This is a genomic window from Maribacter ulvicola, from assembly GCF_900155985.1.
GTDB classification, from domain to species: domain Bacteria; phylum Bacteroidota; class Bacteroidia; order Flavobacteriales; family Flavobacteriaceae; genus Maribacter; species Maribacter ulvicola.
The window spans coordinates 52,304-67,333 of sequence record NZ_FTMA01000004.1 but is presented as its reverse complement, the minus strand read 5'-3'; the positions used below and the strand labels follow the sequence as shown (position 1 = coordinate 67,333).

The 15,030-nt window shown below is 36.4% G+C and carries 12 protein-coding genes and 1 pseudogene; 9 read left to right on the top strand and 4 right to left on the bottom strand.

Annotated features, from left to right (window positions below):
- The first annotated feature begins 4 nt into the window (after positions 1 to 4).
- The 5 genes from BW936_RS12475 (at position 5) to groL (ending at position 4,198) form a co-directional block, all read left to right on the top strand.
- A complete protein-coding gene (locus BW936_RS12475; RefSeq protein ID WP_076548904.1) occupies positions 5 to 526 on the top strand; it encodes an LptE family protein in 522 nt (173 codons plus the stop codon).
- 5 nt (positions 527 to 531) lie between these two features.
- Positions 532 to 1,656, top strand: a complete 1,125-nt coding sequence (locus BW936_RS12470) for a hypothetical protein (protein ID WP_076548736.1) — start codon at positions 532 to 534, stop codon at positions 1,654 to 1,656.
- A 6-nt stretch (positions 1,657 to 1,662) separates the two neighbouring features.
- Entirely contained in the window at positions 1,663 to 2,022 is a 360-nt protein-coding gene (gene secG, locus BW936_RS12465; protein ID WP_076548735.1) for a preprotein translocase subunit SecG, read from the top strand.
- 142 nt (positions 2,023 to 2,164) lie between these two features.
- Positions 2,165 to 2,443, top strand: coding sequence for a co-chaperone GroES (locus BW936_RS12460; RefSeq protein WP_036156781.1), 279 nt, complete (start codon positions 2,165 to 2,167; stop codon positions 2,441 to 2,443).
- 120 nt (positions 2,444 to 2,563) lie between these two features.
- A complete protein-coding gene (gene groL, locus BW936_RS12455; protein WP_076548734.1) occupies positions 2,564 to 4,198 on the top strand; it encodes a chaperonin GroEL in 1,635 nt (544 codons plus the stop codon).
- Between the two features lie 415 nt (positions 4,199 to 4,613).
- On the opposite strand, the gene BW936_RS12450 is transcribed toward groL, so the two are convergent.
- From BW936_RS12450 to BW936_RS12430, 4 genes and pseudogenes are all read right to left on the bottom strand, one after another.
- The gene (locus BW936_RS12450) at positions 4,614 to 4,979 is read right to left on the bottom strand and encodes a heavy-metal-associated domain-containing protein (RefSeq protein WP_076548733.1); all 366 of its coding nucleotides are present in this window, start codon (positions 4,977 to 4,979) and stop codon (positions 4,614 to 4,616) included.
- A 24-nt stretch (positions 4,980 to 5,003) separates the two neighbouring features.
- Positions 5,004 to 7,265: a TonB-dependent receptor gene (locus BW936_RS12445; protein ID WP_076548732.1), complete on the bottom strand. Its 2,262-nt coding sequence runs from the start codon at positions 7,263 to 7,265 to the stop codon at positions 5,004 to 5,006.
- A gap of 18 nt (positions 7,266 to 7,283) precedes the next feature.
- Positions 7,284 to 9,779, bottom strand: a pseudogene (locus BW936_RS12440) (heavy metal translocating P-type ATPase).
- A 186-nt stretch (positions 9,780 to 9,965) separates the two neighbouring features.
- Positions 9,966 to 10,367, bottom strand: coding sequence for an HYC_CC_PP family protein (locus BW936_RS12430; RefSeq protein WP_244156222.1), 402 nt, complete (start codon positions 10,365 to 10,367; stop codon positions 9,966 to 9,968).
- 260 nt (positions 10,368 to 10,627) lie between these two features.
- On the opposite strand from BW936_RS12430, the gene BW936_RS12425 reads away from it, so the two are divergent.
- From BW936_RS12425 to mreC, 4 genes are all read left to right on the top strand, one after another.
- Positions 10,628 to 11,077 carry a GAF domain-containing protein gene (locus BW936_RS12425; protein ID WP_076548730.1) on the top strand — a complete coding sequence of 150 codons (450 nt, stop codon included), beginning with the start codon at positions 10,628 to 10,630 and terminating at the stop codon, positions 11,075 to 11,077.
- 92 nt (positions 11,078 to 11,169) lie between these two features.
- On the top strand, positions 11,170 to 12,702 hold the full coding sequence (gene purH, locus BW936_RS12420) for a bifunctional phosphoribosylaminoimidazolecarboxamide formyltransferase/IMP cyclohydrolase (RefSeq protein WP_076548729.1): 1,533 nt from the start codon (positions 11,170 to 11,172) through the stop codon (positions 12,700 to 12,702).
- A 56-nt stretch (positions 12,703 to 12,758) separates the two neighbouring features.
- Positions 12,759 to 13,787 carry a rod shape-determining protein gene (locus BW936_RS12415; protein WP_027066022.1) on the top strand — a complete coding sequence of 343 codons (1,029 nt, stop codon included), beginning with the start codon at positions 12,759 to 12,761 and terminating at the stop codon, positions 13,785 to 13,787.
- A gap of 165 nt (positions 13,788 to 13,952) precedes the next feature.
- Complete coding sequence (gene mreC, locus BW936_RS12410) at positions 13,953 to 14,774, top strand: rod shape-determining protein MreC (RefSeq protein ID WP_076548728.1); 822 nt, start codon at positions 13,953 to 13,955, stop codon at positions 14,772 to 14,774.
- Positions 14,775 to 15,030: the final 256 nt, after the last annotated feature.

Sequence of the window (15,030 nt, the reverse complement as noted above, 5' to 3'; positions counted from 1 at the left end):
TTCAATGAAATACCTTATAAAATCTATACTATACATACTTCCTGTTATCTTACTATTAAGCTGCGGGGTATACAATTTTACCGGTGGTAATGTAGGTGAGGCAAAAACCTTTAAAGTAAATTATTTTCAAAACTATGCAACCCAAAGTCCGGGTTCTACTTTTGAACCTGGGGTAGATAGAGATTTCACCTTAGCACTACAGGACAGAATTCTAAATCAGACCAGCTTAGACCTTATCTCATCTGGCAACCCAGACTTGCTATACGAAGGTGAAATAACCGAATACAAAATTTCCCCTATGTCTGCTACGGCCGCACAAACAGCAGCACAAAACAGGCTTTCTGTACGGGTTAAGGTGCGTTTCTACAATCAATTGAAAGAAGACGCCGCTTTTGACCAAAGCTTTTCATTCTTTTATGATTACCCTGCAGACACACAATTAGCAAGCATTAAGAGTGAAGCACACGAAATTATTTTTGAAAGATTAACGCAAGATATCTTCAACGCCTCATTGGCAGATTGGTAAACTACATGAACGTTAAGGACTTTACATATTTTCTAGAACATCCTACCAAAGTGGTAGAACCTATACACACAAAACACCTAGAGGACATTATTGACGAGTATCCTTATTTTCAAGCTGCACGGGCACTTCACTTAAAGGGATTAAAAAATTTAAATAGTTATAAATACAATAAAGCGCTAAAAGTAACAGCTGCCTACACTACAGACAGAGATGTACTTTTCGAATTTATTACATCTAAAGATTTCTTACAGTATGATGTATCAAAAAGTAAAATTGCCAAAATAGACGAAAGTAATGCGATTGAAATTATTGAGGAGGCTGAAGAAACACCTTCTGTAAATCAAATTGAAACTATAGAAAAAGAAGATCATCCTGTCCCTACAGAAAAAACAAGTACGTTAGATGATTCTAATACAGCAGTAAAAACGAATGAAATTGAGATCACGGAAATTGATACATCAGATACTATTACCGCGGCCACTACGCCTTCTTTAATACCCCCCTCAGTTGATAAACCATTACCACAAGACAAGAACGATGCCGACCAAATTCTAGACCCCAAATTATTTCAATCTAAAAAACCTTCCAATACCGAAGAGGAAGAAGCTCTAGATATTGGCAAACCCCTAACTTTCAATGCCAAAGAAAAATATTCTTTTTCTGAATGGTTGAGCCTAGCTTCAAAAAACCCATTAGAAAAGTCCGATGCGCTAATTACCGGTAACAACGAAGACGAAATTACGGAACAACAAACGGAAGCAAAAGAGCGTAGCACTGAAAAAGCCGCTCAAGAGATACAGGAACAAAAAATCATCCCAAGACCTAGCAAAAAGCCTAAGGTAAAAAGCGAAGCAATTAAAAAGAAATACGACCGTATAGATAAGTTTATAGCTTCTAACCCTAAAATAGTACCAACAGAACAGAGTGCGGTGATAGATATTTCCAAGTCTTCAAGGATTGATCATAACGAACTTATGACAGAGACATTAGCTAGGGTTTATCTTGAACAAAAAAAGTATAAAAATGCAATTCAGGCTTACAAAATTTTAAGTTTGAAATATCCAGAAAAAAGTAGTTTCTTTGCAGACCGAATTAAGGCGGTAGAAAAATTACGAAAAGATAATAAATAATTTAAAATGAGTACATTTTCAATTTTCCTAATACTTATCATTGTTGTTTGCTTATTGTTAGTATTGGTGATCATGGTACAAAATCCAAAAGGTGGCGGACTTTCTTCTTCTTTTGGCGGAGGAGGTAACCAAGTAGTTGGTGGAGTTAAAAAAACAGGTGACTTTTTAGATAAAAGTACATGGACTCTAGCAGGTTTGTTAATAGTTTTAATCCTAGCTTCTAACGTTGCCCTAAAAGGTAACTTTGGCGATGCTGATTCTAAATTATTGCAAGGTGACGATATTGAAACTGTAGTGCCGGAAGCACTGCCAGAAACAGTAACACCACCTGTAACTAACAAGGCTACACCGTCTGATAGTTTATAAAAATACTACTACATTATATTTAAAATGCCAGCTTATGACAAGCTGGCATTTTTTGTTTACAATTTGTCAGGAAATAGGCAATGGCATAATTTCTGCCTTTACATTTCAACGAAACTAAAAATCAAATTAAAAATTAATAATTATGGCTAAAGTTAATATCAAACCATTGGCAGACCGAGTTCTTATCGAGCCAATGGCAGCTGAAACTAAAACTGCATCTGGACTATACATTCCTGATACTGCAAAGGAAAAACCTCAAAAAGGTAAAGTTGTTGCAGTAGGTCCTGGAACAAAAGATGACAGTGTTACCGTTAAAGTTGGTGATACCGTTCTTTACGGAAAGTATGCTGGTACTGAATTGAAATTAGAAGGTACAGATTATTTGATGATGAGAGAAAGTGATATTCTTGCTATTATCTAAGATAGCTTTTGGCTAACGGCACTTCAGCCAAAGCCCTTAAATTTTCACAGAAAAAATAATTAATAATTTTATTGACCTAACGAGATATTCTATAGGTTAAAAATTTAAACAACAATTAAAATGGCAAAAGATATTAAGTTTGATATTGATGCAAGAGACGGCCTTAAAAGAGGTGTTGATGCATTGGCTAACGCTGTAAAAGTAACATTAGGCCCTAAAGGTAGAAATGTTATTATCAGTAAATCATTCGGCGCTCCACAAGTAACTAAAGATGGTGTTACCGTAGCAAAAGAAATTGAATTAGAGAACCCATTAGAAAATATGGGTGCGCAAATGGTTAAAGAAGTTGCTTCTAAAACCAACGACCTTGCAGGAGACGGTACTACTACGGCTACCGTTCTTGCACAAGCTATCGTAAAAGAAGGCTTAAAGAACGTTGCTGCAGGTGCTAACCCAATGGATCTTAAAAGAGGTATCGACAAAGCTGTTGAAGCTATCGTTGCAGATTTGGCTGAACAAGCTAAAAAAGTTGGTGATTCTTCCGAAAAAATAAAGCAAGTTGCCTCTATCTCTGCTAACAACGACGAAACTATTGGTGATTTGATCGCACAGGCTTTCGGTAAAGTTGGTAAAGAAGGTGTTATTACTGTTGAAGAAGCTAAAGGTACAGATACATACGTTGATGTTGTTGAAGGTATGCAGTTTGACAGAGGTTATCTTTCTCCATATTTCGTTACCGATTCTGAAAAGATGGTTTCTGAATTAGAGAGTCCGTACATTTTATTGTTCGACAAGAAAATCTCTTCAATGAAAGATCTTCTTCCTGTATTAGAGCCAGTTGCACAATCAGGTAAGCCTTTATTGATTATTGCTGAAGATGTTGATGGTGAAGCATTGGCTACATTAGTAGTAAACAAATTAAGAGGTTCTTTAAAGATTGCCGCAGTTAAGGCACCAGGTTTTGGTGACCGTAGAAAAGCAATGTTAGAAGATATCGCAATCTTAACTGGTGGTACTGTTATTTCTGAAGAAAGAGGTTTCTCTTTAGATAACACCACTTTAGACATGTTAGGTACTTGTGAGAAAGTTCAAATTGACAAAGACAATACAACTATCGTTAATGGTGGTGGTGTTGCAAAAGATATTAAAACAAGAGTTAACCAGATCAAATCTCAAATTGAGACTACTACCTCTGACTACGATAAAGAAAAACTTCAGGAGCGTTTAGCTAAATTAGCCGGTGGTGTTGCAGTACTTTATGTAGGTGCAGCTTCTGAAGTTGAAATGAAAGAGAAGAAAGATAGAGTTGATGATGCATTACACGCTACAAGAGCTGCTGTTGAAGAAGGTATTGTTGCTGGTGGTGGTGTTGCATTGGTAAGAGCTAAATCTGTTCTTTCTAAAGTTTCTACAGAAAACGAAGATGAAGCTACAGGTTTACAAATTGTTGCCCGTGCCATTGAAGCTCCTTTAAGAACTATCGTTTCTAACGCTGGTGGTGAAGGTTCTGTTGTTATCGCTAAAATACTGGAAGGTAAAGGTGACTATGGTTACGATGCTAAATCTGAACAGTATGTTGAAATGATGAAAGCGGGTATTATCGATCCTAAGAAAGTAACTAGAGTAGCATTAGAAAATGCAGCTTCTGTTTCTGGTATGATCTTAACTACTGAATGTGCTTTAACAGACATTAAAGAAGATGCTCCGGCAATGCCTCCTATGGGTGGCGGTGGCGGAATGCCAGGCATGATGTAGATCTACAGCATCGACAAGCAAGCAGTAGCTTGTTTACTCAGTTTATATTAATTAAAACGCTCTTGATATCTCAAGAGCGTTTTTTTTATGCCATCATACCAACAAAAAAACCACCTTCTTAATTTACAGAAGGTGGTTTTATCGTCCAAACGGTATAGCCTTCTAAAGGCGGTAACCTGACTATTTCTTTTTAGGAGCAGCTTTTGGAGCAGCCTTTTTTCCAGCTTTTGCAGGAGAAGGTTTTGCAGCTGGTTTCCCTGCTGATTTTGCTTGTGCCATTGTTGTAGAATTTAAGATAAATCTACAGCTAATGTATTTCAGATATTGATCCGTGATAATTGTGTTGGCAAAAGATTAACAAAACTTTTTATACCATTTTCAACAGCAACCTATACCTGACAAAATCTACCTTTAATTACTTATTTTCATGATGCTTACCATCATCAGAATTATCCTCTCTATATTTACAGCAAGGATGTACACTATCATAAGCTTCTTCCGTCGCCTTCAATTCTTTTGTATCATGACCTACAGCTACAATAGCTGTTTTAATCTTCATGGCATCAGTTTTACGCTCGTCCATAATAATATCTAACTGATGCGTTGGAATACTCCAATTTGCATATTTTACCCCTTTTACATTCAAAGCCGCTTCTTCAATACGCTCTTTGCACATGGCACACTTACCATTGACATCAAAAGTCATTTTCTTATTCTTTTCTTGCGCATAGCTCACTACCGCAATTAGCATCATTGCTATTGATAAAATCGTTGTTTTCATAGTTAATATATTAATTGTTAAGTTTTAAATTTTAAATCTAAAGCCACCATAGAACATTCTTCCCATAATTGGTGCGTACACAATAGTTGTATCAAAATTGGGACCAAAAGGATCGTTAGCTCCTAAAACCGGATTATTCTGCTGTTCATTGGATAAATTCTCTCCGCCCATATAGATTTCAAATTTGTCTGAAAAAACTTTGGTGATCTGAGCATTCATTAAACTATAAGGTGATGAATATTCCCCTAATTGATAGGCCGGTTCATTTAAACTGGTATCTGGCAACCTCATTTCCCCTAAGGTATGTAAGGTATAATCAAACTTCCATTTTGCGCCGCTTTCCTTAGCTTTGGTTTCATAACCTAAGTTAGCAAAAAATCTATCTTGAGCCAGAAGGGGCTTCTGCAAATTGCCACTTTTATAATCTGTGGATACATCATAAAACTTATATGATGTCCTTAGATTCAATCTCGTCAAAAGCTCATAATTCACCTCTACCTGAAAACTCTTGGCACTACTATCTCCATCTAAATTATAGAACGAAACCTCTTGTGGATTCTCCCAATCTACTACAATTTGATTTTTAAAGTCCGTAATATAATAATCTAACGAAATATCTCCTTTCTTGTTTAAAAAATTAAACCCTTGCAAAAAACTAACCCCATAATTCCATGCATCCTCTGGCTCCAAGCCATATATACTACCACCATTATCTTCAATATCAATAGTTCTACCCGATGCAAATAATTGCTGATTCTCCGCAAAAATATTGGCAGCTCTTTTTCCCCTGCCAAAAGAACCTCTTAAACTTCCTTTTTCCCAAGGTGTATATCTTATATGAAATCTAGGGGTTACAAAAGTTCCCAACCTATTATGATTATCTACACGCAAACCTGCGGTAAGACTCACTTTCTCCAAATTCTCATAACTATACTCAAAAAAAGCACCAACAGAGGTATCTTCTCTTGAATAATCTGTAGCCGTTACCATTTCATCATAGCCATCATAAGCAAAAGTAATACCTGTCTTAAACTTATTCCTAGTATCGCCAATGATAGAATTGAACAACAAATTACTATAGATACTTTCGTGGTTGATGTCATAAGACCTCAATCCAAAATAGGAATCTTGCTTATGAAAACTATAGGATGTCTGAAACCCAATACTTTGAAACGGAAGCTCAGGAAAAACATACCCTAGTTTCAATGAAGTATCAAACCTGCGTGTATTAATCTCACTACCCCAAACTTCGTCTCCACTCAATAAACCATTACCACCATCTACCCTATCCGTATCAGGATTAAATACTACTTGTCCTACCTGTTTTTCATCATTTAAAAAACGAACATTGAAAAAGCTGACAAACCCTTTTTCTGCATCTTGATATTGCCAACGGTTCATCACGTTTATTTGTTCTCCCAAGGGCGCATCCAAAAATCCGTCCTCATTATCATCTTCTTTCTGTGTCCGCTTATTTCCATGTATATACAAACCTGTACTCAACTTATCTGTCAGCTTTCTATTGAAATGCGTATTCAACTCATAGCGCCCATTCTGGTTGGCATAACCATTCACGAAAACGGCCCTATCAGTTAATGGTTTTACCAACTCTGTATTTATTTGCCCTGATATACTTTCGTATCCGTTGACCACACTACCCGCTCCTTTGGTTATTTGAATACTTTCTATCCATGTTCCCGGAGTAAACGTTAACCCGTACGCCTGTGATGCACCACGCACCATAGGAATATTCTCTTGCGTAATCATTAAATACGGACTAGTCAACCCTAACATTTGAATTTGCTTGGTACCCGTTAATCCATCTGATAAATTCACATCAATTGATGGATTGGTTTCAAAGCTCTCTGCCAAATTACAACAGGCCGCCTTCAACAACTCTGCACTATTTACCGTAATGACATTCTGTGGACTAAAATAAGTTTTCTGAATGGCATCTCGTTCTTGTTGTACCACTACTTCATCTAATTCGTTAGACGGTTTTAAGCTTATTCTTATAGTTTTTGGCTCGTTTATCGTTAATGTATCTGACTCAAAACCTACATAACTGATTATTAACCTATTAAATTCCTTTGTATACGGAATTGAAAATTTACCGTCAAAGTCTGTCACTACACCCGTTTGAGAATCTTGCCAGTAGACGTTTGCGCCAGATAGACTTAAAGCATTTGCGCCATCAGAATCTAAAATAACCCCCTCTACATTTTCTTGAGAAGATGCTAGCCCAGACATTAATGTCATTAGCGCAACTATTATATATTTATTCATTTATTTTTATATTTAGTTTTATTCATCAATTTTTACTGTTCGTAATCGTAATGCGTTAGCAATTACGGAAACAGAACTAAAACTCATTGCCAAAGCGGCAATCATAGGGGAAAGCAATAACCCAAAAAACGGATATAACAATCCCGCAGCTACCGGTATACCTACGGTATTATAAATCAATGCAAAAAATAAATTCTGCTTGATATTTTTCATAACCGCCTTGCTTAGGTTATGTGCTTTTACAATGCCGTGTAAATCACCTTTTACCAACGTAATGGCAGCACTCTCTATAGCCACGGCAGTACCGGTACCCATAGCAATACCCACATCACTTTTTGCCAATGCAGGCGCGTCATTTATACCGTCACCGGCAACTGCCACTTTTTTTCCTTCTGCTTGCAAACGCTCTACCTCGGCAAGTTTATCTTGTGGTAACATTTCTGCTTTAAAATCTACTAAGTTCAATTGTTCAGCTACTGCTTTTGCCGTATCGTGATTATCACCTGTTAACATGATAACAGAGACACCAGAATCCTGAAGTTCCTTTATAGCCTTTTTACTGGTTTCTTTAATTTTATCACCAATAGCTACAAAGCCCACCGCTTTTCCTCCAACAGCTAAATAAGAGACTGTCTTACCCTGCTTTTGATGCGCTGAAACGACTACCAATAAATTTTCCGGAACAACCACCTTAGCTTCTGACATCATTTTATCATTGCCTAAATAAACAGGTTCTCCATTAATTCTCCCAGAGACCCCCATACCGGTTACAGAACTGAAATCATCTACCTTTAAAATGGATACATTTTTTAGTTTACCATAGCTCAGAGCTGCGTCTGCCAAAGGGTGTTCACTATGCTGATTCAAAGAAACAATATATTGCAACACCATATCTTTATCAACATTACCTATACTACCTACTTTTTCAACAGACGGCTTGCCCTCTGTAATGGTTCCTGTTTTATCTATAACCAATACATCAATTTTATCCATTCGCTCTAAGGCTTCGGCATTCTTTATCAATACTCCGGATTGCGCTCCTTTACCAACACCCACCATTACGGACATTGGCGTAGCCAAACCCAAAGCACACGGACAAGCAATAATCAACACCGCGATAGCATTTACCAAAGCATACACATAAGCTGGTTCTGGCCCAAAAATGACCCAAAGAATAAAGGTTGTTACAGAGATAAAAACCACAGCAGGCACAAAGTAACTTGAAATCTTATCTGCTAATTTTTGAATAGGCGCCTGACTACGACTAGCCTTGTTCACCATATCTATAATCTGCGACAACAAGGTTTCCGCACCCACTTTTTCTGCAATCATTACAAAGGAACGTTTCCCATTAATAGTCCCTGAACTTACAGCATCACCAATTTCTTTTTGCACAGGAACCGGCTCGCCCGTAATCATAGATTCATCAACAGTGCTTTCCCCCTCTTGTATAACACCATCAACGGGTATACTATCTCCAGGTTTTACACGCAGTAAATCTCCCTTAGAAATTTTATCGATACTAATGGTTTCATCTACCCCATTGATAACTCTTATCGCCTTATTAGGTGCTAGTTTCAAAAGCTCTTTTACTGCAGAGTTTGTTCTACTATGCGCCCGTGCTTCAAGCAATTGCCCAAACAGCACTAAGGTTAAAATAACCGTTGCAGCTTCAAAATAAACATGCACCGTACCTTGTTCTGTTTTAAATTGTACCGGAAAAAAATCTGGAACAAGAATTGCAAACAAGCTAAACAACCAAGCTACCCCAGCACCAATACCAATTAAGGTAAACATGTTTAAATTCCATGTTTTTATAGAACGATAGGCACGTTCAAAGAACATCCATGTTGCATAAAACACCACAGGAATAGATAGCGCAAATTGCACCCAATTCCAATATTTTAAACTTAACAATTCATACAATGGATTGCCAGGTATCATCTCTGACATTGCAATAAGAAAGATGGGAAATGTAAAGCCAACGGCTATTTTAAACTTGTTAATTAGTTTTTTATAGCTCTTTTCCTCAGCTGAAACATCTGCTTGTTTAGGGACTAAATCCATACCACAAACAGGGCAATCACCTGGCTCATCTTTCAAAACATCTGAATGCATTGGGCAGGTATATTGCTGAACATTCGTATGCAAAACACTTGCTTCTTCAACCAAATCCATACCACAAACAGGGCAATCCCCAGGGGTCGCATAGGTTTTATCGCCTTAACAATGCATTGGGCAATAAAATACACCATTACCATCTTCAACTTTTTTAGGTTCAGCTACCTCATCAATAGCAGTACCTAATTCATGAATGGAATAAGGACCGCCTTCTGCTTTCATTGCTGCCTGTAATTTCTTCAATGGCACTTCTGTCTCCATCTCCAAAACTGCTTCTGCATTTTCTAAACTTACCGTAGCATTTGATATTCCTTTAAAATTAGAAAAGGTATGTTCTACATGAGCCCTACAGCCATTGCAGGTCATACCACTTATAGTATATGTATGTTTCATTATGAGATTATAATTTATAACAGTTATTTTAAACTGCATCTACTTTTTTTTAATAAACCCCTAACCAGCTACGAACATTACAAAAGCAAATTTGCTAAGCAACACGATAAAAGAAAAAGACAATTAATAAAAGTAATATTTGATTTAACTGCAATTACGAACCAACGCCGAAAAACAGTGTTAGAATCAAATTAAGAAGACCTGGTGTAGAATATTCAAATCCTCTTCCAAAACAGGAGGTGGATATGAATTAAAAAGAGTATTTTTTTCAACGGAATTTTCAAACAAGCCTAAGTAAGTGCTTGCAAAAGAAACCAAGAGTATTTGTTGTGAAAAATCTAATTTAGAGAGATTGTGAGTCAAATCATCTTGACCTTGCATGGTAAAAGCCTCATCATTACAACAAACACTATTTACCGATGGTGTATCTTGCCATGAAGATAGACCGGTCATCATTCCACAATCTTCTGCGTGATCAAACAAGGCTACATCTATTACACGCCCCATACACAAATGCTTTTCTACCGTCCAAGAAATTGTAGACAGCAACAATAGCATTGCCATGAGAACAGAAAATATTTTATGCATCAATTGTTTCACATTGCAAAATTACAAAATATTGAACAGGTAAGTTCAATACCCTAAATCTTTAACGAAATTTTGACTTCAAAACCACTTTCAAGCCAACACCTCCAACCAAAAACAGATACCTTGTACAATCCTATGATTTTTTTAGCTAAAAGCATCAAGTCATCAATAAATTTATGATCACATAATAGAAATAGATTTTTTTATCACTACGATAACACCACTCCACATGAACAATACTTATTTTTACAAAAAAAATTATGTTCACAGCGTTACGACCTCAAATAAGCTCAATAATAGACTCCAACAAAACTCCTGATACAAAAATGCAGGACATCTGCAATCTTTTGAAAACTGAAGTACCGCATTATGATTGGGTAGGGTTTTATTTCAAGAATGGCGACAAGCGAGAACTTAAATTAGGCACTTATGCCGGCGCACCAACAGACCACACAATAATCCCCTTTGGAAAAGGCATATGTGGTCAAGTAGCAGAGAGTAATGAAAACTTTGTTGTACCAGATGTTCAGGCACAAGACAATTATATAGCATGTAGTATTACCGTTAAAGCGGAGATTGTAGTTCCGCTATTCGTCAATGGCGAAAACATTGGTCAAATAGACATTGATTCCAATACTCCCGACCCTTTTACGAAGGCCGATGAGACCTTTTTAGAATTCGTAAATTTTGAAGTAGCCAAAATTCTTTAAAACTTTAGGCTTTTTGTTGATAAACTAGCTCATTTTATAACGGCAAAAAAATTACTTTTGCTTGCTTATTAAAAACATTTAAGCATCATACAATGAGCAGTGCAAAAAAAGCGTCTTCAGCCCTAATTTCAGTTTTTCATAAAGACGGATTAGAGCCAATAGTAAGAAAGTTTCAAGAATTAGGAATTACTATTTACTCCACCGGAGGAACCGAAAAATTCATCACTGATTTAGGAATCGACGTTGTTCCCGTAGAAGACGTAACCAGCTATCCTTCAATTTTAGGAGGAAGAGTAAAAACCTTACACCCAAAAGTGTTTGGCGGTATTTTAAACAGACAGGACAATGCAAGTGATGTTGCCCAATTAGCCGAGTTTGAAATTCCACAGATAGATATTGTTATTGTTGATTTATATCCGTTCGAAAAAACGGTTGCCAGTGGCGCTTCTGAACAAGATATTATTGAAAAAATAGACATAGGTGGCATTTCCCTTATCCGTGCCGCAGCCAAAAATTTTAAGGATGTTACTTGTGTTTCTTCTATGGAAGATTATGCAGATTTTCTTGAAGTTATATCCGCAGACAACGGAAACATTAGCCTAGAGGACAGAAAACGTTTTGCCGCAAAATCTTTCAATGTTTCTTCTCATTATGATACTGCTATATTCAACTACTTCAACAAAAACCATGATTTAGCTGCTTTAAAAGTTAGCGAAACTAACGGCAAGGTTTTACGTTACGGTGAGAACCCACACCAAAAAGGATTCTTTTTTGGTGATTTTGATGCTATGTTCTCTAAATTACATGGCAAAGAATTATCATACAACAACTTATTAGATGTTGATGCTGCCGTTAATTTGATGTTAGAATTTAAAAATGACGCTCCCACTTTTGCTATTTTAAAGCATAACAACGCATGTGGATTAGCACAAAGAGACACCTTACACCAAGCTTATGTAGACGCTTTAGCGGGTGATCCCGTTTCTGCCTTTGGCGGAGTTCTTATTAGCAACAAAGAAATTGATAAGGCTACCGCAGAAGAAATTCACAAATTATTCTGTGAGGTGGTTATAGCTCCTAGTTATGACAGCGAAGCTCTTGAGGTGTTAAAAGGTAAGAAAAACAGAATTATCCTTATACAGAATGAAGTGGACATGCCAGAAATGCAAGTAAGAACTTGCTTAAATGGTATGCTTCTTCAAGAAAAGGACCATAAAACTGATACGATTGCAGATCTTACCAACGCGACCGATACCAACCCTACCGATCAAGAATTAGAAGATTTAATTTTTGCTTCTAAACTTTGTAAGCATACAAAGTCCAACACCATTGTTCTTGCAAAAAACAAACAACTTTGCGCAAGTGGTACAGGACAAACGAGTAGAGTTGATGCTTTAAACCAAGCAATACACAAAGCACAATCCTTTAACTTTGATCTTAAAGGTGCAGTTATGGCAAGTGATGCTTTCTTCCCGTTCCCCGACTGTGTTGAGATTGCGGACAAAGCAGGTATTACAAGTGTAATACAACCAGGAGGGTCGATCAAAGATCAATTAAGTGTAGATTATTGCAATGAACATAAAATTTCAATGGTGATGACAGGCACACGTCATTTCAAGCATTAATTTCATTACTTTTGACGATGAAACACACCCTTTTATCTAAAATTTAAACATCACATATGGGATTTTTTGATTTCTTGACCGAGGAAATAGCTATAGATTTAGGTACAGCGAACACCCTTATTATCCATAACGATAAGGTAGTTGTCGATAGCCCATCCATCGTTGCCAGAGATAGAATTAGCGGAAAAATCATTGCAGTTGGTAAAGAAGCCAACATGATGCAAGGTAAAACCCATGAGAACATAAAAACAATTAGACCGTTAAAAGATGGTGTAATTGCTGATTTTGATGCATCTGAAAAGATGCTGATGATGTTTATCAAAAATATTCCTGCATTAAAGAAAAAATGGTTTCCTCCTGCATTGCGGTTGGTTATCTGCATACCATCTGGTATTACAGAAGTTGAAATGCGCGCGGTAAAAGAATCTGCTGAGCGTGTAAACGGTAAAGAAGTATATCTTATTCACGAACCTATGGCTGCTGCCATAGGTATCGGTTTAGATATTATGCAGCCAAAAGGGAACATGATCGTAGATATAGGTGGTGGTACTACTGAAATTGCCGTTATTGCTTTAGGTGGTATCGTTTGTGATAAATCAGTGAAAATTGCAGGTGATGTATTTACGAATGACATCATTTATTACATGCGTACACAACATAATTTATATGTTGGTGAAAGTACTGCTGAGGCCATTAAAATTGAAATAGGTTCTGCTACAGAAGATTTACAGTCTCCTCCAGATGAAAAATCTGTACAAGGACGTGATTTGCTAACAGGTAAACCTAAACAAGTTCAAATATCTTATAGAGAAATAGCGAAGGCTTTAGACAAGTCTATTCTGCGTGTTGAAGATGCGGTTATGGAAACCTTATCCCAAACACCACCAGAATTAGCTGCAGATATTTATAACACAGGTATCTACCTTGCAGGCGGTGGCTCTATGTTACGTGGATTAGATAGAAGGTTGTCTCAAAAAACCGACCTGCCCGTTTACATTGCCGAAGATCCATTACGTGCCGTAGTACGTGGCACAGGTATTGCGCTAAAGAATTTAGAACGCTACAAGAGTATATTAATTAAGTAAGGGGTTATTTATAAACAACCCCTTAATTATTAGTAAATATATAAAAGAAAAATCGAGAAGCATTTGTTAATGATAATCGATATATTTTTAAGAAAATTATCAAAGTAACCTACGTTAGGGCTACCTTGGTCAACATGTTATTATCGAGTAAAAATATAGGGGTGAATGCAACAGATTATAAATTTTTTAATCAGGTATAAAATATTCTTACTTTACCTTTTTCTTTTATTGATTTCTTGCATTTTTACATTTCAATCGCACTCGTACCATCAATCTAAATTTTTAAATTCTTCCAACTACATAACCGGAAGCCTCTATACATTTTCAGACAATATTACTTCATATTTTGAATTAAGAGAAGAGAACAACAAACTTGTTGAGGAAAATAAAAGACTTAGAAGCAAGCTATTTAACAATGTTGTGCTTTCACCTGCTCTCATAGATTCAACTTCTGTAAAATATGAAGTTACCAGAGGTCGCGTAATCAATAACAGCTATGCCGATCAGCGTAACTACATCACTATCAATAAAGGCGAAAATGATAGTATCTTTCAAGATATGGGCGTTATTACCGATAAAGGAATACTTGGTATCGTAGAAAACACATCAGATAACTTTTCTACGGTACAAAGTATTTTAAGTGACAAATCTAACATTAACGCAAAAATCAAGAACTCTAATCATTTTGGCTCTTTAGTTTGGGAAAATACTAGAGATTATAATGTTGTTCAATTAATTGATATTCCAAGATTGGTACCTCTTACAATTGGCGACACCATTGTTACGGGAGCCATGAGCAGCATATTCCCTGAAAACATCCCAATTGGAACAATTAAGCGATTTGATTTGGACAATTCAAAAAGTTTCTATTTTATAGATGTAGAACTGTTTAATGATATGACCAATATTGATAATATTTATATCATTAGAAACCTAAATCGTAAAGAAATTTTAGAATTAGAAGCAGAAACAGAAGCCAATGATTAACAGTACGTCATTTTTAATTTTGCTCCGATTTATTTTATTGGTACTCCTTCAGGTTTTAGTATTCAATAAACTAAATTTCTTCGGCTATATCAATCCGCTAATATATATTCTATTTTTGTATTGGTATCCGATCAAACAAAATAGAACCTCCTTTTTACTATTATGCTTTTTCTTAGGCCTATGCGTAGACATTTTTTCTGACACACTTGCCATTAACGCTGCAGCCACTGTGACCATAGCTTATCTAAGACCAACT